The organism is Facivitalis istanbulensis (genome assembly GCF_040560405.1).
GTDB lineage: Bacteria > Pseudomonadota > Alphaproteobacteria > Sphingomonadales > Sphingomonadaceae > Sphingomonas > Sphingomonas istanbulensis.
Window position 1 is genome coordinate 23,227 of the sequence record NZ_JAVSCQ010000003.1, and the last position, 25,175, is coordinate 48,401.

Genomic DNA, 25,175 nt, shown 5'->3' on the forward strand with positions numbered 1-25,175 from the left:
CCTCCATGGGGCGGGTATATAGGGGGCAAGCTATCGGGGGAGATCGCCTTCGGCCTGCGGACGGGCCAAATGACGGATGATGTGCCGATCGCCCCTCCGGAACGCGGGATCAACCCGAATAGCGCTGCTCGGCGTCCTGCGGTGCATGGTCGAGCCAGGGATGGTCGTCGGGCAAGGGCGTGGCGAAGGCGACGCCGACCCGCCCTTCGCGCTCCCACCGGATATAGCCGCGCAATGGCTTGTCGGCGCCCATGCGCACCCCGATGGCCGCGCCGCAGACGATATAGGCGGGCGGCAACCCTTCGATCATCATGCCGGTCGTGGACAGGTCGCGGATGCGGACATCGATATTGGCCCCGCCCGACACGATCTGCGCGGTTCGCAGGATCTTCACGCGCGACCGGCGCAGCGATTTCAACCCGACCGGCGTCGCGCGGCCGCCACCTTCGTGCAGCATCCGGTGCACCTCGGCCACGGCCACCGGCTTGCCATAGATATAGCCCTGGATGTGGCTGCACCCCAGATTGCGGATCAGGTCGATCTCGTCCTGCAACTCGACGCCCTCGGCGGTGGTTTCCATACCCAGCGTGTCGGCCAGCGACACGATCGCGCCGATGATCGCGGCATTGCGATTGCCCGGGCGCACCGCGCCGCGGACGAAGGACTTGTCGATCTTGATCTTGTCGAACGGCGCGTGCCGCAGATAGCCGAGCGACGAATAGCCGGTGCCGAAATCGTCGAGCGCCAGCCGGATGCCCAGTGCCTTCAACGCAGCGAATTTGCGTTCCGACTCATGATTGTCGTTGAGGAAGACGCTTTCGGTGATCTCCAGCTCGAGCCGCTCCGGGGTGAGCCCCGATTGCGCGAGCGCCTGCGCCACCAGCGTGGGAAGATGCGGTTTGACGAACTGGATCGAGGACACGTTGACCGCGACGCGCGCGGGCCGGGGCCAGCTCGCCGCCTCGGCACAGGCGGTGCGCAGCACCCATTCGCCGATCTGTTCGATCAGGCCGCATTCCTCCGCGACCGGCACGAACTGCCCCGGCGAGATATCGCCCAGCTCGGGATGGCGCCAGCGCAGCAAAGCCTCGAACCCGACAATCTCTTCGTCGCGAGTCGATACCACCGGCTGATAGGCGAGGTGCAACTGATCCTGCGCCAGTGCGACGCGCAGATCCTCCTCCATCCGCTTCCGGCTGCGCGCACCCTCCAGCATCGACTCGGCATAGAAACGATGCACGCCGCGCCCATCGCCCTTGGCGGCGTACAGGCCGAGATCGGCATTGCGGATCAGCGTCTGCGAATCCTCGCCGTCCTGGGGGGCGATGGCGATGCCGATCGAACAGCCGATCGTCACTTCGTTGCCCTGAATGTCATAGGGGCGCGACAGCGTGGCGATGATGCTGGACGCGAGGACCGACAGCCGGTCGCGTGCGTCGATCCCCGGCAACAGGATCTGGAACTCGTCGCCGCCCAGCCGCCCGACCAGCCCGACATCGCCGACCGCCTGCTCCAGCCGCCGTGCGACCTGCTGCAACAGGATATCGCCCGCTTGATGCCCCAGCGTGTCGTTGACCGCCTTGAACCGGTCCAGGTCCATCAGGAACAGCGCGGTCGGGCGATAGGGGCTGATCGACTGTTTCAGCGTCTTGTCGAGCGACAGCTTCATCCGCTGGCGGTTGGCGAGCCCGGTCAGGCTGTCGAACAGCGCGAGGCGCGTGATCTCGGCTTCGGAGCGGCGCATCTCGGTCAGGTCCGATCCCGAGCCGATGAAGCCGCGGAACCGGCCGATGCTGTCGATGATCGGTCGCCCGGACATCGACCACCAGCGATCGGGATCCGCGCCCGTCGCCGACACCGCGCAAACGGTATAGTCCGAAAAGCTGGTCCGCGACGCCATGTGGAAGGTCAGGGTGCGTTCCGTGCCGGGGGCCGACGGGTCCATCTGGAACAGGTCGGTCAATATCCGGCCCCGGCTCTCCATCCCGGCGGCGCGCAGATCGTCGGCGACCTTTTTCGACAGATAGGTCAGCCGTCCCTGCCGGTCGGTTTCCCAGAACCAGCCGGTGCCATGCTCCTCGAACTCGGCGATCATCTTCACCGCCTGTTGCCCCTGGCCGAATTCGCGCGCGCGGGCACGGGCGGCCTCATAGTCCATCCGGCCGGTGCGCCGGGCCTTGAGAACCAGGAAGATCAGGGGCGGAAGGACCGCCGCCACGGTGGGCAGCGCTGGCAATTGCGCCGCCATGGCGACCAAGGGTGTCATGAAGGCAAAGCCGAAGGAATAGCCGATGATCGCCCCCCGCATGGGATGAATCATCGATATGATCGACCATAGCGCGCCGATCAGCGTCACCGCCGCGATCCAGTCCGCCGTCCCGCCGTGGGCGCTCGCGACGATCATCAGCATCGGCCCGGTCGCCAGCGCCAGCATCACGCTCATCGCCGACAGCCATTGCTTCAACCGATAGATGGGCCATTGCCGCGCGATTCCGCGCCACAGGATCAGGCCGAACACGACCGTCGCGGTCAGCAGCACCACGCTCGCCACCGCCTTTTCGATCAGGATGGCCTGGGGGTCATAGATGAAGGACAGGACCAGAATGATGGCCAGCATGACCAGCGTTTGTGCCAGGGCGAGCGGCCACGTCATGGCCAGCTGACGCAGGCGGGTCATGTGGACGCTGCCGAGCAGCTCGTCGTTATCCTCGACAAGTCCCATCAGGGCGAGGAATCCGATCCGGTCGAGGAATGGCGAGGTCATGCGCGGTGGTCGACTCCCAGACGTGTTCGTCTAACCTGCATCAACAAGGTTTATATTGGGTTTAGACCAAGTCGTTGATTGCGGGGCGATCTGCGCGGGATAAGATTGGCGCATTGCATGGCCCGCCCGGCTGGCGCAAAAGGCGCGGCATGACGACCCTGATCCGCGACACCGACCTGATCGAGAGCGTGGCCGACGCGCTCCAGTTCATCAGCTATTACCACCCCATGGATTATATCCGTGCCCTGGGTAAGGCCTATGAGGCCGAGAAGAGCCCGGCGGCCAAGGATGCGATCGCGCAGATCCTGACCAACAGCCGCATGTGCGCGGAGGGGCATCGCCCGATCTGCCAGGACACCGGCATCGTCACCGTCTTCGTGAAATGGGGGCAGGATTGCCGCCTGTCGGGCGACCGTTCGCTGCAGGAGGTCGTCGATGAAGGCGTCCGCCGCGCCTATCTCCACCCGGAGAACAAGCTGCGCGCCTCGATCCTGGCCGATCCGGCCTTCACCCGCCGCAACACCAGGGACAACACACCCAGCGTCCTGCATGTCGAGATGGTGCCGGGCAACAGGGTGAGCGTCGACGTCGCGGCCAAGGGCGGCGGGTCGGAGAACAAGTCCAAGTTCAAGATGATGAACCCGTCCGACTCGATCGTCGACTGGGTGCTTGAGACGGTGCCGCAAATGGGTGCCGGCTGGTGCCCGCCGGGGATGCTGGGCATCGGCATTGGCGGCACCGCGGAAAAGGCCGTGCTGCTCGCCAAGGAATCGCTGATGGGCGCGATCGACATGGGCCAGCTCAAGGAACGCGGGCCGAGGAACGACATCGAGGCGCTGCGGATCGAGCTGTTCGACAAGGTCAATGCGCTGGGGATCGGCGCGCAGGGGCTGGGCGGGCTGTCCACCATCCTCGACGTCAAGATCCTCGACTGGCCGACCCATGCCGCGTCCAAGCCGGTGGCGATGATCCCCAACTGCGCCGCCACCCGCCACGCTCATTTCACGCTGGACGGATCGGGTCCGGTCTATCTGGAAGCACCCAAGCTCGACGAATGGCCCAAGGTCGACTGGAAGCCGGACCTTCAGGCGGCGAAGCGCGTCGACCTGAACACCCTGACGCCGGACGAGGTGAAGAGCTGGAAGCATGGCGACCGGTTGCTCCTCAACGGCAAGATGCTGACCGGCCGCGACGCCGCGCACAAGCGGATCAAGGACATGCTCGACCGCGGCGAGGAGCTGCCGGTCGCGTTCAAGGGCCGCGTGATCTATTATGTTGGCCCGGTCGATCCGGTCGGCGAGGAAGTGGTCGGTCCCGCCGGTCCCACCACCGCGACCCGGATGGACAAGTTCACCCGCATGATGCTCGACCAGGGCCTGCTGGCGATGGTCGGCAAGGCCGAGCGCGGCCCGGCGGCGACCGATGCGATCCGCGACCACCAGTCCGCCTATCTGATGGCGGTGGGGGGCGCGGCCTATCTGGTCGCGCGTGCGATCAAGGGATCGAAGGTCGTCGGCTTCGAGGATCTGGGCATGGAGGCGATCTACGAATTCGACGTGGAGAATTTCCCCGTCACCGTCGCGGTCGATTCCGAGGGCCAGAACGTCCACACGCTGGCCCCGCTGGTGTGGCGCGAGAAGATCGCGAAGGAAGGGCTGCTGACCCCGGCGTGATGCCGGGGTGGGGGGCGGTGTCTGTACGGATGTCGCGCCCCCGGTAAACCTCTCTCCCCCTCAACCGTCCCCCCCTCCCTGACCACCCCGGCGAAGGCCGGGGCCCAGTTGGGAGTGGCCGTCATGATGAAGTTCGGACCTGAGTCACGTGCGTCGTCGCACCTGGGCCCCGGCCTTCGCCGGGGTGGTCAGGGAGGGGGCTGGTGGCGCTGAGACCGTCGGTAAGGCACCACCCTAACCCTTATACAGCGCGTCCAGCCGTTCGCCGTAAACCTCCCGCAACACATGGCGCCGGATCTTGAGCGACGGCGTCAGCTGTTCGTTCTCGATTGCAAACGGCTCGTCGGCGATGATGAAGCGGCGGATACGCTCGGTCACGGACAGGTCGCGGTTCACCCGGTCGATTGCCGCCGAGATCGCCGCGCGGAAATCGAGATCGTCGTCCAGCGCGGCGCGGTTGCACCCCGTGCCCGACTTGGCGCACCATTCGGCGGTCCACTCGGCATCCGGGACGATCAACGCGACCATATAGGGGCGGCGGTCGCCCGCGATCATCGCCTGCCCGATCTCGGGCTGGAGGGTCAGCATCCCCTCGACCTTCTGGGGGGCGACATTCTCCCCCTTGTCGTTGATGATGAGGTCCTTCTTGCGGTCGGTGATGCGCAGCCGCCCCGCCGCGTCGAACTCGCCGATGTCGCCGGTATGGAGCCAGCCGTCCTTCAGCACCCGCTCGGTCTCGACCGGGTTGCGCCAGTAACCGTGCATGACCAGCTCGCCACGCACCAGGATTTCGCCGTCCTCGGCGATCACCACCTCGGTATCGGCCAGCGGCGGGCCGACCGTGTCCATCCGCACCCCCGCACGCGGCCGGTTGCAGGCGATGACCGGCGCGGCCTCGGTCTGGCCGTAGCCTTGCAGCAGGGTGAGGCCGATGGAATGGAAGAACAGTCCGATCTCCGGGTTGAGCGGCGCGCCGCCCGACACCATCGCCTTCAGCCGGCCGCCAAAGCGTTTGGCGATCTTGGGCTTGAACAATGTGGCGACGGCAAGTTGCGCCGGGCGGTCGATCAGCCGTACCCGGCCGTCATAGCTGCGCGCGCCCAGCGCCAGCGCCTGGTGGAGCAGGCGCGCGCCGAGCCCGCCCTTCTTCTCGATCGTCTTGGCGATGCGGGTATGCAGCACCTCGAACAGGCGGGGCACGACGAACATGATCGTCGGGCGCACCTCCTCGATATTGGCGGCCAGCTTGTCGAGCCCCTCCGCGTAATAGATCTGCCCGCCCAGCGCGATCGGGAAATGCTGTCCCCCGGTATGCTCATAGGCGTGGGAAAGGGGGAGGAAGGACAGGAACACCTCGTCGTCCCAGCCGAAATCCTCGGCGATGATCGTGCTGCACCCCGCGCAATTGTGCAGGATCGCGCCGTGATGCTGCATCACCCCGCGCGGCGCGCCGCCGGTGCCCGAGGTGTAGATGATACAGGCCAGGTCGCCGCGCGTGAAATCGGCATCGGCGGCCACCAGGGCGGGGTCCGTCGGATGCTGCGCGATCATCGCGTCATATTGGCGGCACTCGATCTGGCTCGGTCCCAGCTTCAGCGGCTCGATGCCGATCACCGTCTGGACATGATTGGAGCGCAGCGCGGCGGGAATCAGGGTAGTCGCCAGCTTCTGCGTCGAGACGATGATCGCGCGCGCGCCCGAATTCTCGATGATATGCGCATGGTCGCGCTCGGTATTGGTGGTGTAGGTCGGCACGGTCACGCCGCCCGCCGCCATGATCGCCAGGTCGGCGATGCACCATTCGGGGCGGTTTTCCGATACCAGCATCACCCGGTCGCCGCGCTGTACCCCGGCCGCGCGCAGTCCCGCCGACAGGCTGGCCACCTGCCGTGCCGCCTCGGCCCAGCTGATCGATCGCCAGTCGCCGTCCTGCTTGCGCCACAGAAAGGGGGCATCCCCCTTTTCCGCGGCGCGGGTGAAGAACATGGTGACGAGATTGGGGAAGAATTCCAGCGTGCGCATCGTCGTGCCTCTCTCACGCCCCGTATCGCGCCATTCAACGCGCGACCGGGCTCTTTGTTTGCCTGTTCGGTATTCGCTTATTCGGCGGGGCGGCTCGGCGTGTCGCCGACGCGCCGGATCATGCTGGTTCGCCCCTGGATATCGATCGCCGCGCCTTCGCTGCGCGGATCGGCGGCACCGACCCAGCGCCCGCCGACGCGCTCGATGGCGTTGGCCTTCAGGCCCATTGGCGCGACCGTCACGGTCTCGCCCAGCGCCCGAAGCCCGGGGACCAGCGCCTCCAGCGCGGTGCCCTGTTCGACCGTGGCGACCTTGCCCGGCGCGAAGAGCAGGCCTTGCGCGATCGCCGCCTGCGCGCTCATCTTCCAGTCGATCACGCCGATGATCGCCTTGGCGACCTGCGCGATGATGGTCGAACCGCCCGCCGCCCCGACGGCGAGGCGCACCTTGCCGTCGGGGCCATAGACGATGGTCGGCGCCATGGAGCTGCGCGGTCGCTTGCCCCCCTCGACCCGGTTGGCGACCAGATCGCCGTTCTTGACCGGCACGATGTCGAAATCGGTCAGCTGGTTGTTGAGCATCGTTCCGTCGATCGACAGGCCCGACCCGAACGATCCCTCGACCGTGGTCGTCACCTCGACGACATTGCCGGCGGCATCGACGGCGGCGAGGTCGGTGGTACCCGGCACCTCGCTGACCGGCGCGCGGACGCGGGGCGGCGCGCCGGGGGGCGTGCCGGGCGAGACCGAGGCCATGGTGCGGTCGGGCGCGATCAGCGCGGCGCGGTCGGCGATATAGGCCGGGTCGAACAGCCCCTTCAGCGGCACCCGGACATAATCCGGGTCGCCCAGATACATGTCGCGGTCCGCATAAGCCAGGCGCGAGGCTTCGGCGAAGAGATGCCAGGCGATGGGCGAATCCTTGCCCAATTTGCCCATGTCGAAGCGTTCGAGCAGCTTCAGGATCGACAACACGGCCGTGCCCCCGCCCGAGGACGGCCCCATGCTGCAGATCCGATAGCCGCGATAGGGCGCGCAGAGCGGCGGACGCGGCCTGGCGGCGTAGGCGGCGAGGTCGCCGGTCGTCATCTTCGACGGATTGCGCGCCGCCATGTTCACCGTCGTCACCAGCTTCTGCGCCTCCGGCCCGACATAGAAGCTGTCGGGGCCGCGCTTCGCGATGCGTTCCAGCAAGGCGGCCTGTTCGGGATTGCGGATCAGGCTGCCCAGCGGCAGCACCTGGCCATCGGCCCCGGTCAGCCGCGCGCGCGTGGCGGCATCGACATGCGCGCCGTAACGGGTCAGCGCGGTCTGGAGGCGCGGGGTCAGCGCGAAGCCGTCGCGTGCCAGCCGGATCGCGGGCTGGAACAGCCGTGCCCAGGGCAGCCTGCCGCCTTGCGCATGGGCCAGCGCCATGCCGCGCAACGCGCCGGGGACGCCGACGCTGCGGCCGCCCGGCACCGCCTCGGCATGGCTCAGCGGGCGGCCATCGGGGGTGTAGAACCAGTCGGGGGTGGCCGCCATCGGCGCGGTTTCGCGCGCGTCGATCGCGTCGGTCCGGCCCCCCCGCGCGGTATGGCGCACCCAATAGCTGCCACCGCCGATGCCGGAGCTTTGCGGCTCGACCACGTTGAGCGCCAGCATGGTGGCGATGGCGGCGTCGGTCGCGCTGCCGCCCGCGCGCAGGATTTCCACCCCGGCGGCGGCGGCGCGGGGGTCGGCCGCGCTGACCATGCCTTCCGTCGGGGCCCTGGCGGCGGCTATCGGCTGGCGCGCGGCGGCGGGCGTGGCGAAGGGCAGCGCGAGCGCCGCGACGGACAGGAGCCAGTGCTTCATCATCGGGACCCTAGCGGCAAGCATCCGCCGCCGCCAAGCCGTAACGTCAGGCCCCTACCGCCGCGGCGACGCTGGCAAAGCCGTCGCGCGCCAGCAGCGCGTCGAGATCGGTCAGGATGCGGCGCGCCAGCCCCGGTCCTTCATAGACCAGGGCCGAATAGATCTGGACCAGGCTCGCCCCGGCGCGGATACGGGCATAGGCCTCCGCGCCGCTGTCGATCCCGCCCGCCGCGATCAGCGTCATCGCGCCGCCCGTGGCCTTGCGGAAATCGGCCAGCCGCGCGCGGGCCAGCGGGGCGAGCGGGCGGCCCGACAGGCCGCCGGTCTCGGCGGCGTTGGCGCTCTTCACATCGGGGCGGGTGATGGTGGTGTTGCCGATGATGATCGCGTCCATGCGGTGCGCGATCGCGGCGCGGGCGATGTCGTCGATCTGGGCGGGGTCGAGGTCGGGCGCGACCTTCAGGAACAGCGGCACCGCGCCCGCCGCCTCGCGCGAGGCGGCCAGCAGTTCGGCCAGCGCCGCGCCATGCTGGAGATCGCGCAGCCCCGGCGTGTTGGGACTGGAAATGTTGATCGTCACATAGTCGGCGATCGGTGCCGCCCGGGTCACGCCGTGGCGATAATCGGCGATCCGGTCGGCGGCGTCCTTGTTCGCGCCGACATTGATGCCCAGCACGCCCTTGCGCTTCGCGGCCCTGGCCCGCGCCAGCCCCGCGTCGAGCCCGCCATTGTTGAAGCCATAGCGGTTGACCACCGCCTTGTCCTCGACCAGCCGGAACAGGCGGGGCCTGGGGTTGCCGGGCTGGGCTTTGGGCGTCAGCGTCCCGATCTCGACCATACCGAAGCCCAGGCCGAAAAACCCGTCGATCGCCTCGCCATTCTTGTCGACTCCGGCGGCCAGCCCCAGCGGATTGGCGAAGTCGATCCCCGCCACCCGGGTCGCCAGCCGGGGATAGCGCGCCGGATCGCCGCCCAGCGGGGCGCCCAGCGCGCCCCAGCGCGACAGCATCGCGACGGTCAGACCATGGGCGCGCTCGGCATCGAGGGCGAAGAGAAGGGGGTGGTACAGGGCCATGGCGGCCCGGTTAGCGGATCGGCACGGCCGGGAAAAGCCGGACCCGCCATGGCCGCCAATCATGCCCGGCGGGGATCACTCCCTGGACAGCATCTTTTCCGCGCTGGTCTTCACGAACTCGCCGATCGGGCCGGCCATCATCGACAGCATCATCGGGATCGCGACGGTGCCGGTCACGGCGGTATCCGCGATGTTCATATCGGCCTTCACCGTCTGGCCCATGGCCAGGATGGTCAGCATCAGTCGGTCCTCGGCGGGCCACTCGGTCGAAACCTGTCCGCCGCCGGGAATATGCGCCTCCAGCTTGGGGAGCCCCTGTTCGATTCGGCGGCGCGCCTCGGCCAGACCCAGTTCATGGGGGATGTCGAAATTGACCGATGCCATGGGAGCACTCTTTCGCCAGTAAAAATGTCTGCGCGCGGGAGTGGCGACAATGACGCTAAGCGTCAAGAATGGTACGCGATTATTCGGTCAGCAAGGCTGTCGCGTCCCTCCTGCCCGATCGTCGCGGCGTATCAGTCCAGCCGGATCGCGTCCGAGGGCGTGACGCGCGCGATCTGCGGCAGGATATGGTCGATCGCAAAGGCATGGAGGTCCGCCGACCGCGACGCGCAGGCATCCTCGGCGATGACGATGTCATAGGACAGTTCCCATGCCGCGCGGGCGGTGGACTCGACGCCCATGTTCGTCGCGATCCCCGCGATCACCACCGTGCGCACGCCGCGCCGCCGCAGGTGGAGGTCCAGATCGGTGCCGGTGAACGCCCCCCAATGATGTTTCAGCACCACGATGTCGCCCGGCTGTTTCAGGTCGGGGACCAGTTCGCTGAAGGCGGGTGGCGTGCCCTCCGGCGGCAGGCTGGGGCGATCGACGTTCTGGCTGGGCATCGTCTCCGGCGTGAAGCCGACATGGACCAGGATCACCGGCGCCCCCGCCGCGCGGAAGCGGGCGGCCAGCGTCCTGGCGGCCTGCACCACCGCCTCGCCCGACCGCGGGCCGCCCGCGCGGGGGACGATCCCCTGTTGCAGGTCGATCAGGATCAGGGCGGTAGAGCGGGGGTCGAGCTGGATCATGAACGTCTTTCCTGGTCGTGCCGAGGTCGGGGTGCCTGGCTCAGAGCCGCCCGAAGACCGCCTCGAACCCCTTGCGATCCCCGGCGGCGAGCAGCCGGGCCTGTTCCAGCCAGCGATCGCGCGCCATGCGGCCGGAAAAGGCACCGAGCTGCGCGTCGAGCGCCTGGGCCTGCGCCTCGCTGAGCGCGGCCATGTCGCCGACCGTGGTGATGCCATGTTGGGCCAGCGTCTGGGTCAGCTTGGGGCCAAGGCCTTTGAGCAGCGTGATCGGCTGGTCCCCGGGCCGGTCCGCCCCGGCGGCGGGTTGGGCCGGTGCCGCTTCGGCGGCGGGGCTGGCGTCCATCGGCGCGGCGGCGGCGACGGGTTCGTTCGACAGCGGATCGGTTGCGACGACCGGTTCCTCCGGGCTGGCGGGCGCGGGCATGACCGGCGGTGGCGGTGGCGGTGGCGGTGGCGGTGGCGGTGGCGGTGGCGGCGAGACGGGCGGAGCCGCCGGAGCCGCTGTCGGGATCGGCGAAGGCGTCGGCGCACCTTGGGGTACGGCCAGCGCGGCGTCGTTCATCGGCGCGCCATCGGGCTCGCGCAGGGCGACCCCCGCTTCCTGCGCATTCTCCTCCACCTGCCGGGCGGCATGGACACGACGGCGTTTGAGGCGCATCCCGATCAGGATGACCGCGATCGCCGCGATCGCGACCAGCGCGATCACGGCGAAATGGACCGTGGTGATGGCCGCCACGCCATCGGGCAGCAGGCTGGCCACCGTTGCAGAAATATCGTTCATCGCTTCACCCTATTATCCACCGGTGCCGATCGCGAGCCCAATCGTCGGACCTAGCGCCCGGTTCCCGTCGCGCCTTCCGCCTCGCGCGCGACCTCGCGCCAGCCGATGTCGCGTCGGCAGAAGCCATCGGGAAAGCGGATCGCATCGACCGCGCGATAGGCGGCGGCCTGCGCCGCGCCCACGCTGGCCGCGCTGGCGGTGATGGCCAGCACCCGGCCGCCGCTCGCGACCAGTCGGTCGCCGTCCATCCGGGTGCCCGCCTGGAACACGACCGCGCCGGTCGCCTCGGCCGCGTCGATCGCCTCGATGGCGCCGCCCGCCCTGGGCGTGCCGGGATAGCCCGCCGCCGCCATCACGACGGTCAGCGCGGGGTCGGGCGAGAAAGCGGGCGCGGGCAGCGAGGCCAGCCGCCCCTCGGCCACCGCCCGCATCACCGCCAGCAGATCACCCTGGAAGCGCAGCATCAGCACCTGGCATTCCGGGTCGCCGAAGCGGGCATTATACTCGATCAGCTTCGGCCCCTGCGCGGTCAGCATCAGCCCGGCATAGAGCACGCCCGAAAAGGGCGTCCCCTCGGCGCGTAGCGTATCGACGGTGGGGCGGACGATCCGGTCGATCGCCTGCTGCTCCAGTTCGGGGGTCAGGACGCGCGCGGGACTGTACGCGCCCATGCCGCCGGTATTGGGGCCGGTATCGCCGTCGCCCACGCGCTTGTGATCCTGCGCCGAGCCGAAGGGGAGCAGCGCCTCGCCGTCGGTCAGGACGAAGAGGCTGGCCTCCTCACCCTCCAGAAATTCCTCGATCACCACTTCCGCGCCCGGGACCGAGAACAGGTCGGCGATCGCGGCGTCTGCCTCTGCGCGGGTGAAGGCGACGGTCACGCCCTTGCCCGCTGCCAGGCCATCGGCCTTGATGACCACCGGCAGGCCGAAGGTCGTGGCGAGTGCGGCCTGCGCCTCCGCCAGCGTCGAGACGCGGACATAGCCGGCGGTCGGGATGTCGGCGCGGTGGCAGAGATCCTTGGTAAAGCCCTTCGACCCTTCCAGTTGCGCGGCCGCCTTGGACGGGCCGAACACCGGCACGCCCGCCGCGCGCAGCGAATCGGCGAGACCATCGACCAAAGGCGCTTCGGGGCCGACCACGACCAGGCCGATGGCGTGGTCCTTCACGAACGCCACCACGGCGGCGTGATCGCTCGCGTTCAGGCCCACGCAGGTCGCATGCTGCGCGATACCGGGGTTGCCGGGCGCGGCGTAGAGCGTATCTAACCCGTTCGACTGTGCCAGCTTCCACGCCAGCGCGTGTTCGCGGCCACCCGATCCCAGCAGCAGGACGTTCATGCCCGATCCTTATTCCTATGACGAAAGCCCCAGGCTGGTAGCCGAGGAGATCGCCGGCGACAACGCGCTCGCGCTGTCGGTCGGCGAACTGAGTCAGAAGCTGAAGCGGATGGTCGAGGGCGAGTTCGGCCATGTCCGCCTGCGCGGCGAGATTTCGGGCTATAAGCGCGCCACCTCCGGCCATGTCTATATGAGCCTGAAGGATGAGAATGCGGTCATCGACGCGGTGATGTGGAAGGGCGCGGCGAACAGCGTGCCGTTCCAGCCGCAGGACGGGATCGAGGTGATCGCCACCGGCCGCCTGACCACCTATCCCGGCCGCTCCAAATACCAGATCGTCGTCGAGCGGATGGAACTGGCGGGCGCGGGCGCGCTGATGGCGCTGTTCGAAAAGCTCAAGGCTAGGCTGGCGGGCGAGGGGCTGTTCGATCGCGAGCGGAAACGGTCCTTGCCCTTCCTGCCGCCGGTGATCGGCGTCGTCACCTCGCCCACCGGCGCGGTGATTCGCGACATCCTCCACCGGCTGGAGGATCGTTGTCCGACCCATGTCATCGTCTGGCCGGTCAAGGTGCAGGGCGAAGGCTCGGCCAGCGAGGTCGCCGCCGCGATTCGAGGCTTCGACGCGATTCCGGCGGGGGGCCCGGTGCCGCGCCCCGATCTGGTGATCGTCGCGCGCGGCGGCGGCTCGATCGAGGATTTGTGGGCGTTCAACGAAGAGGTGGTGGTCCGCGCGGTCGCCGATTGCACGATCCCTATCATCTCGGCGGTCGGGCATGAGACGGATACGACTCTGTGCGATTACGCCGCGGACCTGCGCGCGCCGACCCCCACGGCGGCGGCGGAGATCGCGGTGCCGGTGCTGGCCGACCTCCGCCTGACCGTGGCGGCGCACGGCCAGCGGGCGGAGCGATGCGCGCGCCGCTATGTCGAACGCGGGCGTGAGCGGCTGGACGCGATGGCGCGGCTGCTGCCCAAGCGCGACCAGTTGCTCGGGCCGCAGCGCCAGCGCGCCGACGAGGCGGGGGCGCGGCTCGATCGCGGGCTGGAGCGACGGGTGACGCTGGCGCGCGGCGGGCTGGACCGGGCGGGCGCGGCGCTGCGTCCCGCGATCCTCGAACGGCAGGTGGAGCGGGGGCGCGATCGGCTGGCCGCGACCTGGCGGCTGGTCCAGTCGCTCAACCCCGACCGGATCCTGGAGCGTGGCTATGCCCGCATCACCGCGCGGCCAGGTGGCGAGACCTTGTCGTCGGCGGAGGCGGCACGGACGGCACAGGCGCTGACGCTGCGGTTCCGTGACGGCACGGTGGACGTAGCGGTCGACGGAGGCAGGGACGGAGGCAGGGCGGACCGGGCCGGGGTTGAGCGGCCCGCGTCGCGAACCTATGACAAGCCCAAAAGGGAGCCCAAGCCGGACCAGCCGACGCTCCTGTAATCCCAGTCAAGAGAAGCCCCGATGTTGATGTCGAACACCGATCGCCCTGCCAAGCTGCATTATCTGACCAATGGCTTTCGTGTCCTGTCGCCCGGCGATCATGTCGTCTGCGCCGTGACGGGGCGGCGCATCCCGCTCGACGAACTGCGCTATTGGAATGCCACGCGGCAGGAAGCCTATGCCGATGCCCAGGCCACGGCGCAGGTGCTGGCGCCGCAATGACCGTGACGGGGCGATGAACATGCTGGGCGGCGGGATCATATGGGCCTTGCTGATGGCCTGCGCCGCGCCGCATGATCCGGTGGCGGCGCAATCCATGCCCGCGCCCGTCGCGCCGCCGACTGCGTTCCGCTGGACGGGCGAACTCCGCCAGGGCGGGTTGATCCGGGGGCAGGCCCCGGCCGGCGCGGTGGCGGTGACGCTGGACGGGCAGCCGATCCCGATCGCCCCGGACGGCGCGTTCCTCGCGGGGTTCGACCGGGATGCGGCACCCGCGGCCGAACTGGTCGCGACGCTGGCCGATGGCCGGCAGGTGCGCCAGCCGCTGACCATCGCTCCGCGCGCGTGGCGGATCGAACGGCTCGACCGCCTGCCCAAATATCCCGTGCCCGATCCCGAATTCCAGCGGCTGCGCCCCGCCGAACTCGCGCAGATCCGCGCGGCGCGCGGCATGGCGACTGATGCCGATGGCTGGCGACAGGCTTTGCGCTGGCCAGCGCGGGGACGACTCTCGGGCCTGTTCGGCGCGCAGCGTGTCTATCGCGGCGAACCGGGCAGCTATCATTCGGGCACGGACGTCGCGGCCCCCACCGGCACCATCGTCACCGCGCCCGCCGACGGCGTCGTGATCCTGGCGGCGGACCAGCCCTTCACGCTGGAGGGGCATCTGCTGATGCTCGACCACGGTCAGGGGCTGAACAGCGCCTTCCTGCACCTGTCGCGCATCGATGTCCGCCCCGGCGACCATGTCCGCCAGGGTCAGCCGATCGGCGCCGTCGGCGCCACGGGCCGCGCCACCGGCCCCCACCTGCACTGGAGCCTGCAATGGCGCGGGCGCAAGCTCGACCCGCTGTTGGTGACCGGGCCGATGCCCGGTCGATGACGGCCCTTAGTTGACGCGTCGGACCTTGATGGCCGGTTGGCCCGCCAGGCTGAGTTTGAAACTGCCCAATGCGCCCCGCCGGATGACGACCTTGTCGCCGACGCGCGGCCGGCCCCCCAGGATATTGTCGTCGGTTTGCTGCCAGCGCGCACCGTCCTGCAATGTGAAGGTCCAGGCCCCGCCACCGATATCGGCCTTTGTCAGCGTGCTTTCGATCTGCGTTACCGCATCCGGCTCATCCTTGCCGCCGCCATCGCCGAACAGCCCGAGATTGGGCAGGTTCAATCCGAACAAGGTCCGCCGGGTCTGGCGAATCTGCGCGCGGTCGACGACGACGACATCGCGCTTCTGTTCCGCGGCGACCAGCGCATTGACGGTTCGATCATAGCAAGCCAGCCGCTCGGCCGCGTCCGTAACCGACGTGCAATGCGCGGCAGCCGAGAGCAGGGCCGAGCGATTGTCCTGTGGTGCGGCACCAGCCGGGGCGGCCATGGCAAGGATCGCCATGCCGAAGATGGACGCGGCCGTAGCTGCGTCCCGATACCGGCAAAAATTGGATAATATATTTGATATCAAGGCGTTGATCCTTTGGTCCGCAGGCTGAGGATGGCCGCTCGATACCCGCGTGAAACGGTGTCTGCGACGGAGAATAGGCCGATTGGACTTTTCGGCAAGCTGCTGGATCAGCGATGGCGCGCATTGTGTCTAAAAGGTTACATCGAGAAATTATCTTGCGCGCAACCGTGACACCGATTGCGAGAGGGCGGGCTTTGATGGAATGTCACGATCATCGCTTGCCCATAAGCAGGTGTGAAAAATTATGTGCTTCCCAGACCCATAGGGTTGGACAAAGCATAAAGGGGACTGAAATGAAGAAGAGAATAATGCGCGGTGGGCTGCTCACGACCACGGTCATCGCCGGGGTTTTTGCAGGCATGCCGGCGTTCGCGCAGACGGTCGACGCGGCGCAGACCGCTCCGGCCGACGCGGCTGACGCAGCAGCACCGGCCCCCGCTCAAGCCAATAGCGGGAATGGGACCGACATCGTCGTCACCGGATCGCGTATTTCCAACCCGAACCTGACGTCGGCCAGCCCGATCTCGGTCGTCACTGCGCAGGATATCCAGGTTCGCGGCGCCTCGCGGATCGAGGATGTGCTCAACACGCTTCCGCAGTCCTTCGCGACGCAGACCTCGTCGGTGTCGAACGGTTCGACCGGCACGGCGACGCTCAACCTGCGGAACCTGGGCGATCAGCGCACGCTGGTTCTGGTCAACGGTCGTCGTCTGATGCCGGGCGACCCCGTTTCGAAGAGCTCGGCCGCAGACGTCAACGTCATCCCGCAGGCGCTGATCAAGCGGGTCGACATGCTGACCGGCGGCGCGTCCTCGGTTTATGGTTCGGACGCCGTTGCCGGTGTCGTGAACTTCATCCTGGACACGGATTATCAGGGCCTCAGCCTGACGTCGTCCTATGGCCTGTACAACCACAATAACGACAGCGCCCGGTTCCAGGGACTGGCGCGCGCGAAGGGCTACCCCTATCCTAGCGGCAATGTCACGGACGGTCAGCAGTTCGACGTCAACCTGAAGGTCGGCACCGGCACCAGCGACGGCAAGGGCCACATCGTCGGCTATATGGGCTATCGCGAGATCCAGGCGATTCTCCAGGGCCGCCGCGACTACAGCGCTTGCAGCCTGAATGTTCCGGCGGGCAATGCCGGCCCGGATTATCGCTGCGGTGGTTCGGCGACCTCGGCGCCTGCAAACTTCACGCTGGGCGACGCGATCCAGGGTGGCCCGCCGACCAACTACACGCTCGATTCGAGCGGCCAGCTCGTGCCCGGCCAGTCCTTGTACAACGCCAATCCGCTGAACTACTATCAGCGGCCCGACAAGCGTTTCACCGCAGGCTTCATGGCGCATTATGACGTCAGCGACGCCTTCAAGCCCTATGCCGAGTTCAATTTCATGGACGACCGCACGGTCGCCCAGATCGCCCCGTCGGGGGACTTCAACAACACCCAGACGCTGAACTGCAACAACCCGTTGCTGTCGGCGCTGCAGGTCGCGACCTTCTGCCGCGCGTCCAACCTGCTGTCGGACGCGAACGGCAATCCGATCGCCTTCACCAATCCGGACGGCTCGTCGTACAACAAGGCCAATGTGCTGATCGCTCGTCGCAATGTCGAGGGTGGTGGCCGTCAGGCTGATATCACGCACACGTCCTATCGCTTCGTCGCGGGCGTGCGCGGTGATCTTGATCGTGGCATCTCCTACGACGCCTATGGCCAGTACGGCACGACCAAGTACAATCTGATCTATCGCAACGAGTTCTCGGTGTCGAAGGCGAGCCGCGCGCTCGATGTCATCGGCACGGCCGCGAATCCGGTCTGTCGTTCGGTGGTCGATGGTTCGGACCCCAACTGCGTTCCGCTCAATATATTCGGTAACAACCCGATTACGGCGGCCGCGCTGAACTATGTCCAGCAGTCGGGCTTCCAGCAGGGGCAGACCAAGGAAACCGTGGTCAGTGGTTCGGTCAACTTCCGCGGCGGTGAATATGGCGTTCAGACGCCATGGTCGGAGCAGGGCATCGGCCTGTCGATCGGCGCGGAATATCGCAAGGAGCAGCTGAGCCTGGAAGTTGACCAGTCGTTCCGGACCGGCGATCTGGCCGGCCAGGGTGGCCCGACCCTGCCCAATTCCGGCCAGTATGACGTCAAGGAGCTGTTCGGCGAAATCCAGGTGCCGCTGGTCACCGATCGTCCGTTCTTCCATGAACTGACCTTGGAAGGTGGCTATCGTTACTCGGATTACAGCACGTCGGGTTCGGTCAGCTCGTATAAGGGGCAACTGACCTGGGCTCCGGTTCGCGACCTGATCTTCCGCGGCGGTTACAACCGCGCGGTGCGCGCGCCGAACATCCAGGAACTGTTCGTGGCGCAGTCGGTCCAGAATGACGGCGCGACCGATCCTTGCGCCGGTGCGGCGGTCAATGGTCTGGTCAACGGCAATACGGCCGCGCAATGCGCCCGTATCGGCGTTCCCGCCAGCCGTTTCGGCCTGATTGCGCCAAACCCGTCGGAACAGTATAACGGCCTGCTCGGCGGCAATACGAAGCTCAGCCCTGAAACCGCGGATACGTTCACGGTGGGCGCGGTGATCCAGCCGAGCTTCCTGCCGGGCTTCAACGCGACGGTTGACCTGTTCAGCATCAAGGTGAAGGACATCATCGGCGTCATCGGTTCCGACACGATCCTGAGCCAGTGCCTGCAGACCGGCAATCCGACCTTGTGCAGTGCCATTCATCGCGACGGCAACGGCTCGCTGTGGCAGACGCCGCAGGGTTATGTGGCGAATACCAATGTCAATGCGGGGACGCTCAAGACCCGTGGTATCGACGTGTCGGCCAACTACACGCTGCGTACCAGCACTGCGGGCACCTTCAGCGCGAACTTCGCGGGCACCTATGTCGACGAGCTGACCTCGTCGAAGGTCGGCGCGGAGTTCGACTGCGCGGGCCTGTACGGCGCGCAGTGCGGCTTCCCGCAATCGAAGTGGCGTCATCGTGCGGTCCTGTCATGGACCGGCATGAGCGGCATCGGGATTTCGGGAACCTGGCGTCACCTGTCGGCAACCCGGTTCGAGCGCACCGTCGCCGACAAGGATCTGGCGGGTGCTTTCTATGCGCGCGACGCCCGCGTTCCGGCGCAGGACTATTTCGATCTCGCGGTTTCGGCGCGGATCGAAGGCAAGTACACCCTGCGGATCGGTGCGAACAATCTGCTCGACAAGTCGCCGCCGATCCTCAGCTCGACGGCTGCGCCGATCGGTTCGTTGGGCAATGGCAACACCTATCCGGGCATCTATGATGCAAACGGGCGGTATATCTTCACCAGCTTCACCATCGATCTGTAAGATCCGGTGTAGAAACGAAGAAACGGCGGGCAGAAATGCCCGCCGTTTTTTTGTCATCATCAGGGGATGACCTGTCGTCCGGCGAATGCCGGCCCAGAATGGCCTATCCCACCGACAGCACCAGCTTCCCGTCGCCCTCATCGACGGTGACGGTCGAGCCGTCCTTCACCTCGCCGCGCAGGATCGCCTCGGCGAGCGGGTCCTGGAGGTGGCGCTGAACCGCGCGGCGCAGGGGACGCGCGCCATAGACCGGGTCATAACCCACCCGGCCCAGCCATTCGCGTGCCGCCTCGGTCAGGTGCAGCGCGATCTTGCGATCCGCCAGCAGCCTGGCGACGCGATCGACCTGGATGTCGACGATCGGCCCCATATGGTTTTGGCCCAGACGGTGGAACAGGATGATCTCGTCCAGCCGGTTGAGGAATTCCGGGCGGAAATGCGCGCGGACGATATCCATCACCTGCGGCTCGACCGTCTCGACCGCCTGCCCCTCCTCCAGATTGGCCAGATACTGGCTGCCCAGATTCGAGGTCAGGATGATGAGCGTGTTGGAGAAATCGACCGTGCGGCCCTGTCCGTCGGTCAGGCGGCCATCGTCCAGCACCTGGAGCAGGATGTTGAACACATCGCCATGCGCCTTCTCCACCTCGTCGAACAGCACGACCTGATAGGGCCGCCGCCGCACCGCTTCGGTCAGCACGCCGCCTTCCTCATAGCCGACATAGCCGGGAGGGGCGCCGATCAGCCGTGCGACGCTGTGCTTCTCCATGAACTCGCTCATGTCGAGGCGCACCATCGCACTGGGATCGTCGAACAGGAATTCGGCCAGCGCCTTGGTCAACTCGGTCTTGCCGACGCCCGTCGGGCCGAGGAACAGGAAGCTGCCCAGCGGCCGGTTCGGGTCCTGTAGCCCGGCACGCGCGCGGCGGACGGCGGTGGAGACGGCGCGGACCGCCTGCTCCTGCCCGATCACCCGCTTGCCGATCACCTCTTCCATGCGCAGCAGTTTCTCGCGCTCGCCCTGCATCATCCGGTCGACCGGCACCCCGGTCCAGCGGCTGACCACGCCCGCGATATCGTCGGCGGTGACTTCCTCGCGCAGCATCGCGCCCTCGGTCGCGGATTGCGCCTCGGCCAGCTGCTTTTCCAGTTGCGGGATGCGGCCATAGGACAGCTCACCCGCCTTGCCGAGGTCGCCCGCGCGTTGCGCCTGGTCGAGTTCGATCCGGGCCTGGTCGAGTTGCTCCTTCAGCTTGGCCTCGCCCGCGATCTTGTCCTTCTCCGCCTGCCAGCGCTGGGTCAGCGCGTGCGACTGTTCCTCCAGATTGGCAAGTTCCTCCTCCAGATGCTCCAGCCGGTCGATGCTGGCGGCGTCGCTTTCGCGGCGCAGCCCCTCGCGCTCGATCTTGAGGCGCAGGATGCGGCGGTCGAGCGTCTCGATCTCCTCGGGCTTGGACTCCACCTCCATGCGGATCCGGCTGGCGGCCTCGTCCATCAGGTCGATCGCCTTGTCGGGCAGGAAGCGGTCGGTGATGTAGCGGTTGGACAAGGTTGCCGCCGCCACCAGCGCGCCGTCGGTGATGCGCACGCCGTGATGGAGTTCGTATTTCTCCTTGAGGCCGCGCAGGATCGAGATGGTGTCCTCGACCGTGGGTTCGCCGACGAAGACCGGCTGGAACCGCCGCTGGAGCGCGGGGTCCTTCTCGACATATTTGCGATATTCGTCGAGCGTGGTCGCGCCGACGCAGTGCAGCTCGCCGCGCGCGAGGGCGGGCTTGAGCAGGTTGGAGGCGTCCATCGCCCCGTCGCCCTTGCCCGCGCCGATCAGCGTGTGCATCTCGTCGATGAACAGGATGATGTCGCCCTCGGCAGCCTTCACCTCGTCGAGCACGCCTTTCAGCCGTTCCTCGAACTCGCCGCGATATTTGGCGCCCGCGATCAGCGCGCCCATGTCGAGCGCCATCAGCTTGCGGTCCTTGAGCGTATCCGGCACGTCGCCATTGGCGATGCGCAGTGCGAGGCCCTCGGCGATTGCGGTCTTGCCGACGCCGGGTTCGCCGATCAGGGCAGGGTTGTTCTTGGTCCGGCGCGCGAGGATCTGGATGGTGCGGCGAATTTCCTCGTCGCGGCCGATCACGGGGTCGAGCTTGCCGTCATGCGCTGCCTGGGTCAGGTCGCGCGCGAATTTCTTGAGCGCGTCATACCGGTCCTCCGCGCCCGCGGTGTCGGCGGTGCGGCCCTGGCGCAACTGTTCGATCGCGCCGTTCAGCGCCTGCGCATGGACGCCGCCCGCCGCCAGCGCCTTGCCCGCGGCGGTGGTGGACGCCAGCGTCAGCGCGAGCAGCAGCCGCTCCACCGTGACGAAGCTGTCGCCCGCCTTCTGTGCGACCTGTTCGGCCTGGTCCAGCACGCGGACCAGATCATTGTCGATCCCCGGCGCGCTTTGGGCACCCGAGCCGGACACGGCGGGAATCCTGGCCAGCGCGGCATCCGTCTCGCGCTCGACGCGCGTGGCGTCGCCGCCCGCCGCCTGGATCAGGCCGGCCGCAATGCCCTGATCGTCCTCGATCAGCGCCTTCAGAAGATGTTCGGGGGCGATCCGTTGATGGCTGTTGCGGATCGCCACGGTCTGCGCGGCCTGGAGAAAGCCTTTGGCGCGGTCGGTGAATTTTTCGAGGTTCATCTGCGGTTCCTGTCACTTTCCCGGTCAGATGGTGTTGCAAATATACAACACAAGGGGGTGGGTCGAAAATCTCTGCCTCCTCAACATGGGGCGGCCGTTTCGATTGCGAAAGGGTGGTCGCGAAAAGCAATGGGCGGGCGGGATTGCGGCGCACCCCGCGGCCGCTATGCTGGCCCGACATGATGCGTGGGGAGCTCAAACAGATGCGTATGAAGACCGTGGCGCTGACCGGCGCCGCCGCCCTGGCGTTCGTCGTGCCGGTGCAGGCCCCCCTGTTCGCGCAGGACGCCCCCGCCATCGCCGGGCCCGCGCCGGTCGCGACGCTGGTGGAGGCGGTCGACATCCCCTATCAGCAGTTCACCCTGGCCAACGGCCTGCGGGTCGTCGTCCATACCGATCGCAAGGCGCCCGTCGTCGCGGTCAGCGTCTGGTACGATGTCGGCTCCAAGCATGAGCCCAAGGGCAAGACCGGCTTTGCCCATCTGTTCGAGCATCTGATGTTCAACGGATCGGAGAATGCGCCGGGCGACTTCTTCGCGCCGCTCAAATCGGTCGGCGCGACCGACTATAACGGCACCACCTATTTCGACCGCACCAATTATTTCGAGACGGTGCCGACCGCCGCGCTGGACCGGGCGCTGTTCCTGGAATCGGATCGCATGGGCTATCTGCTCGGCGCGGTGACGCAGGGTGTGCTGGATGAGCAGCGCGGCGTCGTCCAGAACGAGAAGCGGCAGGGCGACAACCAGCCCTATGGCCTGACCCAGTACAAGATCATCGAGGGGCTGTTTCCCGCGAACCATCCCTATGGCCACACCACCATCGGTTCGATGGCCGATCTCGACGCCGCCACGCTCGACACGGTGAAAGACTGGTTCCGCAGCCATTATGGTCCCAACAATGCGGTGCTGGTGCTGGCCGGCGATATCGATGCCGCCACCGCCAGGCCGCTGGTCGAGAAATATTTCGGCGCGATCAAGCCCGGTCCCAGGAGCGTGCTGCCGACCGTCACCATCCCCACGCTGCCCGCCCCCGTGAACGCGGTGATGAAGGACCGCGTGGCGGCGGTGATGATCAGCCGCAACTGGGCGGTGCCCGGCCTGAATGATCCCGACAATGCGGCGCTGGTCGTCGCGGGATCGGTCTTGGGCGGGCTCGCCTCGTCGCGGCTCGACACGATGCTGGTCAAGAAGGAGAAGCTGGCGGTGCAGGTGTCCGCCAGCGACCGCCCCTTCGCGCAGGTCGGCATGTTCAACATGATGGCGATCGTGCGTCCCGGCGTCGATCCGGCGCTGGTCGACAAGCGGATGCAGGAAATCCTGGCCGATTTCCTGAAGAACGGCCCGACCGAGGACGAGGTGCGGCGCGCCGTGACCCGCTTCGTCACGGGCCGGGTCGAGGGGCTGGAATCGGTCGGCGGCTTCGGCGGCAAGGCCGTCGCGCTGGCCGAGGGCGCGCTCTATTCGAACGATCCGGGCCGCTACAAGACGCAGATGCTGGCGATCGCGGCGCAGACGCCCGCGACCGTGAAGGCGGCGGCGGACAAGTGGCTGTCGCGCCCCGCCTATACGCTGACCGTCGTGCCGGGCGCGCGCGACGCCTATGACGAGGCCAAGGTGCCGCCGCGCGCGGATGTGCCCGTTGCCCCCGAACAGCCGGTCAAGGGCACGCGCGGGCCCCTGCCCGAGGTCGGGCAGGTCAAGCCGCTCAGCTTCCCGAAGGTCGAGCGCAGCCACCTGGCCAATGGCATCACGCTGATCTACGCCCAGCGGACCGCCGTGCCGGTCACGCAGATCTCGACCGCATTCGATGCGGGCGTCTCCGCCGACGTCGCCGGAAAGCTGGGCACGCAGCGCATGATGCTGGGCATGCTGGAGGAAGGAACGAAGCGGCGCGACTCCTTCGCCATCGCGGAGGAGCAGGAGCGGCTGGGCGCCGATATCCGGTCGGCGGCGTCCAATGACCGTACCACGGTCGGCCTGAGGGTGCCGAGCATCAACCTGCTTCCCGCGCTGGACCTGTACGCCGATATCATCCGGCATCCCGCCTTTGCCGATGCCGAACTGGCGCGCGCCAAGGCGCAGGCGCTGGCGGGGATCAAGCAGGAGCTGACCAGCCCGCAGGGGCTGGCCGCGCGTGTCCTGCCGCCGCTCGTCTATGGCGCGACCAGCCCCTATGCCAAGGCGCAGGGTGGCGGCGATCCGCGTGCCATCGCCGCGCTGACCCCCGCCGATCTCGCGGCCTTCCACCAGGCGTGGCTGCGGCCCGAAAAGGCCAGGATCTTCGTCACCTCCGATCGTCCGCTGGCCGAGGTGAAGGCGGCGCTCGACCGGGTGTTCGGCGACTGGCGCGGGAGCGGTGCGGCGGGCGTCAAGACTTTCGCGGCCGGGCGCCCCTCCGCGCCGCACATCGTGCTGGTCAACCGCCCCGACAGCCCGCAGTCGATGATCCTGGCGGGCGCGCCGACGCCGCTGAAGGGCATCGACAATCTGTTGCTCCAGAACACGGCCAATGACGCGCTGGGCGGTAGTTTCCTCAGCCGGATCAACACCGATATCCGCGAAACGAAACACTGGTCCTATGGCGTGCGGGGCGGGTTCCAGGCCTCGGAATTCGCCGCGCCCTATGTCATGTCGGCCCCGGTGCAGGCGGACAAGACCGGCCCATCGATCGACGCGCTGCGCACCGACGTCACCGAGTTCCTGACGACCCGGCCGATGGACCGGGTCGAGTTCGACCGCGCGATCACCGGCGCGATCCGGTCGCTTTCGGGCAATTTCGAAACCTCGGGCGCGGTGTTGGCGGCGATGCAGTCCAACGACCTGTTCCGGCGTCCCGACGATTACTATGCGACGATCACCCAGCGCTATCGGGCGATGACCCTGCCGGAGTTGAACAGGTCGATCCAGGCGGCGTTGAACCCCAGGGATTTCGTGTGGGTCGTCGTCGGCGATGCCAAGTCGGTAAAGCCCCAGCTTGACGGGCTGGGCCTGCCGGTCGAAGTCATCGAGGCCGCCGATGTGGCGGGGCCAGCCCCCGCCGCCCCGGCCGGTGCCGGTCAATAGGACCGGGTCAGAGGGAGAATGAGGATGGCCGATATCGACGGCACGTGGAACTGCATCGTGAAGTCGCCGCTGGGCGATCAGGAGATGACGCTGACGGTGACGACCGACGGCGATCGTTTCACCGGGTCGGGCGGCGGCCAGATGGGGGCGATGGATATCGAGGGCGCGGTGTCCGGCAACACGATCGAATGGAAGATGTCGATCAGCTCACCCATGCCAATGACGCTGGATTGCGAAGCGACCGCCGATGGCGACGTGCTGACCGGCTCGGTCGGTGCGGGTGCGTTTGGCAGCTTCCCCTTGTCGGGAACGCGCGAGGGCTGATCGCGCCTCGCAAGCAGTGAGGAGGGGCGGTGCGTCTGCGAACGGATCGCCCCTGTCCTGGCCGCGGGAATCGCTCGGGCCAGGTT

The 25,175-nt window shown here is 67.5% G+C and carries 17 protein-coding genes; 7 read left to right on the forward strand and 10 right to left on the reverse strand.

Features of this window, described 5'->3' with window-relative positions; translation table 11 throughout:
- Positions 1-109 precede the first annotated feature (109 nt).
- Positions 110-2,764 (reverse strand): putative bifunctional diguanylate cyclase/phosphodiesterase, encoded by a 2,655-nt coding sequence (locus RN629_RS02805; protein ID WP_407033748.1) that lies wholly within the window; start codon positions 2,762-2,764, stop codon positions 110-112.
- 149 nt (positions 2,765-2,913) lie between these two features.
- On the opposite strand from RN629_RS02805, the gene RN629_RS02810 reads away from it, so the two are divergent.
- Positions 2,914-4,437 (forward strand): fumarate hydratase, encoded by a 1,524-nt coding sequence (locus RN629_RS02810; RefSeq protein WP_407033749.1) that lies wholly within the window; start codon positions 2,914-2,916, stop codon positions 4,435-4,437.
- 234 nt (positions 4,438-4,671) lie between these two features.
- On the opposite strand, the gene RN629_RS02815 is transcribed toward RN629_RS02810, so the two are convergent.
- The 7 genes from RN629_RS02815 to purD form a co-directional block, all read right to left on the reverse strand.
- Positions 4,672-6,459, reverse strand: coding sequence for an AMP-dependent synthetase/ligase (locus RN629_RS02815; protein WP_407033750.1), 1,788 nt, complete (start codon positions 6,457-6,459; stop codon positions 4,672-4,674).
- A 77-nt stretch (positions 6,460-6,536) separates the two neighbouring features.
- Positions 6,537-8,297 (reverse strand): gamma-glutamyltransferase, encoded by a 1,761-nt coding sequence (gene ggt, locus RN629_RS02820; RefSeq protein WP_407033751.1) that lies wholly within the window; start codon positions 8,295-8,297, stop codon positions 6,537-6,539.
- A gap of 43 nt (positions 8,298-8,340) precedes the next feature.
- The gene (locus tag RN629_RS02825) at positions 8,341-9,369 is read right to left on the reverse strand and encodes a quinone-dependent dihydroorotate dehydrogenase (protein ID WP_407033752.1); all 1,029 of its coding nucleotides are present in this window, start codon (positions 9,367-9,369) and stop codon (positions 8,341-8,343) included.
- Positions 9,370-9,444: 75 nt separating this feature from the next.
- Positions 9,445-9,753, reverse strand: coding sequence for a polyhydroxyalkanoic acid system family protein (locus tag RN629_RS02830; protein WP_407033753.1), 309 nt, complete (start codon positions 9,751-9,753; stop codon positions 9,445-9,447).
- Between the two features lie 131 nt (positions 9,754-9,884).
- The gene (locus tag RN629_RS02835; protein WP_407033754.1) at positions 9,885-10,442 is read right to left on the reverse strand and encodes a hydrolase; all 558 of its coding nucleotides are present in this window, start codon (positions 10,440-10,442) and stop codon (positions 9,885-9,887) included.
- Between the two features lie 40 nt (positions 10,443-10,482).
- Complete coding sequence (locus RN629_RS02840; protein ID WP_407033755.1) at positions 10,483-11,223, reverse strand: hypothetical protein; 741 nt, start codon at positions 11,221-11,223, stop codon at positions 10,483-10,485.
- Positions 11,224-11,273: 50 nt separating this feature from the next.
- On the reverse strand, positions 11,274-12,563 hold the full coding sequence (gene purD, locus RN629_RS02845; RefSeq protein ID WP_407033756.1) for a phosphoribosylamine--glycine ligase: 1,290 nt from the start codon (positions 12,561-12,563) through the stop codon (positions 11,274-11,276).
- Between purD and xseA the strand changes: the two genes are divergently transcribed.
- From xseA to RN629_RS02860, 3 genes are read left to right on the forward strand one after another with little or no spacing between them, the layout of a single operon-like run.
- The gene (gene xseA / locus RN629_RS02850; protein WP_407033757.1) at positions 12,562-13,995 is read left to right on the forward strand and encodes an exodeoxyribonuclease VII large subunit; all 1,434 of its coding nucleotides are present in this window, start codon (positions 12,562-12,564) and stop codon (positions 13,993-13,995) included. The genes purD and xseA overlap by 2 nt on opposite strands.
- Before the next feature lie 21 nt (positions 13,996-14,016).
- Positions 14,017-14,217, forward strand: a complete 201-nt coding sequence (locus RN629_RS02855; RefSeq protein ID WP_407033758.1) for a DUF2093 domain-containing protein — start codon at positions 14,017-14,019, stop codon at positions 14,215-14,217.
- Between the two features lie 13 nt (positions 14,218-14,230).
- The gene (locus RN629_RS02860; RefSeq protein WP_407033759.1) at positions 14,231-15,097 is read left to right on the forward strand and encodes a M23 family metallopeptidase; all 867 of its coding nucleotides are present in this window, start codon (positions 14,231-14,233) and stop codon (positions 15,095-15,097) included.
- 6 nt (positions 15,098-15,103) lie between these two features.
- On the opposite strand, the gene RN629_RS02865 is transcribed toward RN629_RS02860, so the two are convergent.
- Entirely contained in the window at positions 15,104-15,604 is a 501-nt protein-coding gene (locus RN629_RS02865) for a hypothetical protein (protein WP_407033760.1), read from the reverse strand.
- Between the two features lie 362 nt (positions 15,605-15,966).
- Between RN629_RS02865 and RN629_RS02870 the strand changes: the two genes are divergently transcribed.
- Complete coding sequence (locus RN629_RS02870; RefSeq protein WP_407033761.1) at positions 15,967-19,017, forward strand: TonB-dependent receptor domain-containing protein; 3,051 nt, start codon at positions 15,967-15,969, stop codon at positions 19,015-19,017.
- 103 nt (positions 19,018-19,120) lie between these two features.
- Here the strand turns inward: RN629_RS02870 and clpB are convergent, their stop codons facing one another.
- Positions 19,121-21,700, reverse strand: a complete 2,580-nt coding sequence (gene clpB, locus RN629_RS02875; RefSeq protein WP_407033762.1) for an ATP-dependent chaperone ClpB — start codon at positions 21,698-21,700, stop codon at positions 19,121-19,123.
- Positions 21,701-21,903: 203 nt separating this feature from the next.
- On the opposite strand from clpB, the gene RN629_RS02880 reads away from it, so the two are divergent.
- Positions 21,904-24,765 carry a M16 family metallopeptidase gene (locus RN629_RS02880; RefSeq protein ID WP_407033763.1) on the forward strand — a complete coding sequence of 954 codons (2,862 nt, stop codon included), beginning with the start codon at positions 21,904-21,906 and terminating at the stop codon, positions 24,763-24,765.
- Positions 24,766-24,789: 24 nt separating this feature from the next.
- The gene (locus RN629_RS02885) at positions 24,790-25,089 is read left to right on the forward strand and encodes a hypothetical protein (protein WP_407033764.1); all 300 of its coding nucleotides are present in this window, start codon (positions 24,790-24,792) and stop codon (positions 25,087-25,089) included.
- The last annotated feature ends 86 nt before the right edge of the window (positions 25,090-25,175 follow it).

Excerpts from the sequence above, each read along its gene's own strand:
- RN629_RS02830 (WP_407033753.1), bottom strand. The coding sequence starts at position 9,753 with ATGGCATCGGTCAATTTCGACATCCCCCATGAACTGGGTCTGGCCGAG.
- RN629_RS02840 (WP_407033755.1), bottom strand. The coding sequence starts at position 11,223 with ATGAACGATATTTCTGCAACGGTGGCCAGCCTGCTGCCCGATGGCGTG.
- purD (WP_407033756.1), bottom strand. The coding sequence starts at position 12,563 with ATGAACGTCCTGCTGCTGGGATCGGGTGGCCGCGAACACGCGCTGGCG.
- RN629_RS02825 (WP_407033752.1), bottom strand. The coding sequence starts at position 9,369 with ATGGCCCTGTACCACCCCCTTCTCTTCGCCCTCGATGCCGAGCGCGCC.
- clpB (WP_407033762.1), bottom strand. The coding sequence starts at position 21,700 with ATGAACCTCGAAAAATTCACCGACCGCGCCAAAGGCTTTCTCCAGGCC.
- RN629_RS02805 (WP_407033748.1), bottom strand. The coding sequence starts at position 2,764 with ATGACCTCGCCATTCCTCGACCGGATCGGATTCCTCGCCCTGATGGGA.
- RN629_RS02865 (WP_407033760.1), bottom strand. The coding sequence starts at position 15,604 with ATGGCGATCCTTGCCATGGCCGCCCCGGCTGGTGCCGCACCACAGGAC.
- RN629_RS02860 (WP_407033759.1), top strand. The coding sequence starts at position 14,231 with ATGAACATGCTGGGCGGCGGGATCATATGGGCCTTGCTGATGGCCTGC.
- ggt (WP_407033751.1), bottom strand. The coding sequence starts at position 8,297 with ATGATGAAGCACTGGCTCCTGTCCGTCGCGGCGCTCGCGCTGCCCTTC.
- xseA (WP_407033757.1), top strand. The coding sequence starts at position 12,562 with ATGCCCGATCCTTATTCCTATGACGAAAGCCCCAGGCTGGTAGCCGAG.
- RN629_RS02835 (WP_407033754.1), bottom strand. The coding sequence starts at position 10,442 with ATGATCCAGCTCGACCCCCGCTCTACCGCCCTGATCCTGATCGACCTG.
- RN629_RS02880 (WP_407033763.1), top strand. The coding sequence starts at position 21,904 with ATGCGTATGAAGACCGTGGCGCTGACCGGCGCCGCCGCCCTGGCGTTC.
- RN629_RS02815 (WP_407033750.1), bottom strand. The coding sequence starts at position 6,459 with ATGCGCACGCTGGAATTCTTCCCCAATCTCGTCACCATGTTCTTCACC.
- RN629_RS02855 (WP_407033758.1), top strand. The coding sequence starts at position 14,017 with ATGTTGATGTCGAACACCGATCGCCCTGCCAAGCTGCATTATCTGACC.
- RN629_RS02810 (WP_407033749.1), top strand. The coding sequence starts at position 2,914 with ATGACGACCCTGATCCGCGACACCGACCTGATCGAGAGCGTGGCCGAC.
- RN629_RS02885 (WP_407033764.1), top strand. The coding sequence starts at position 24,790 with ATGGCCGATATCGACGGCACGTGGAACTGCATCGTGAAGTCGCCGCTG.
- RN629_RS02870 (WP_407033761.1), top strand. The coding sequence starts at position 15,967 with ATGAAGAAGAGAATAATGCGCGGTGGGCTGCTCACGACCACGGTCATC.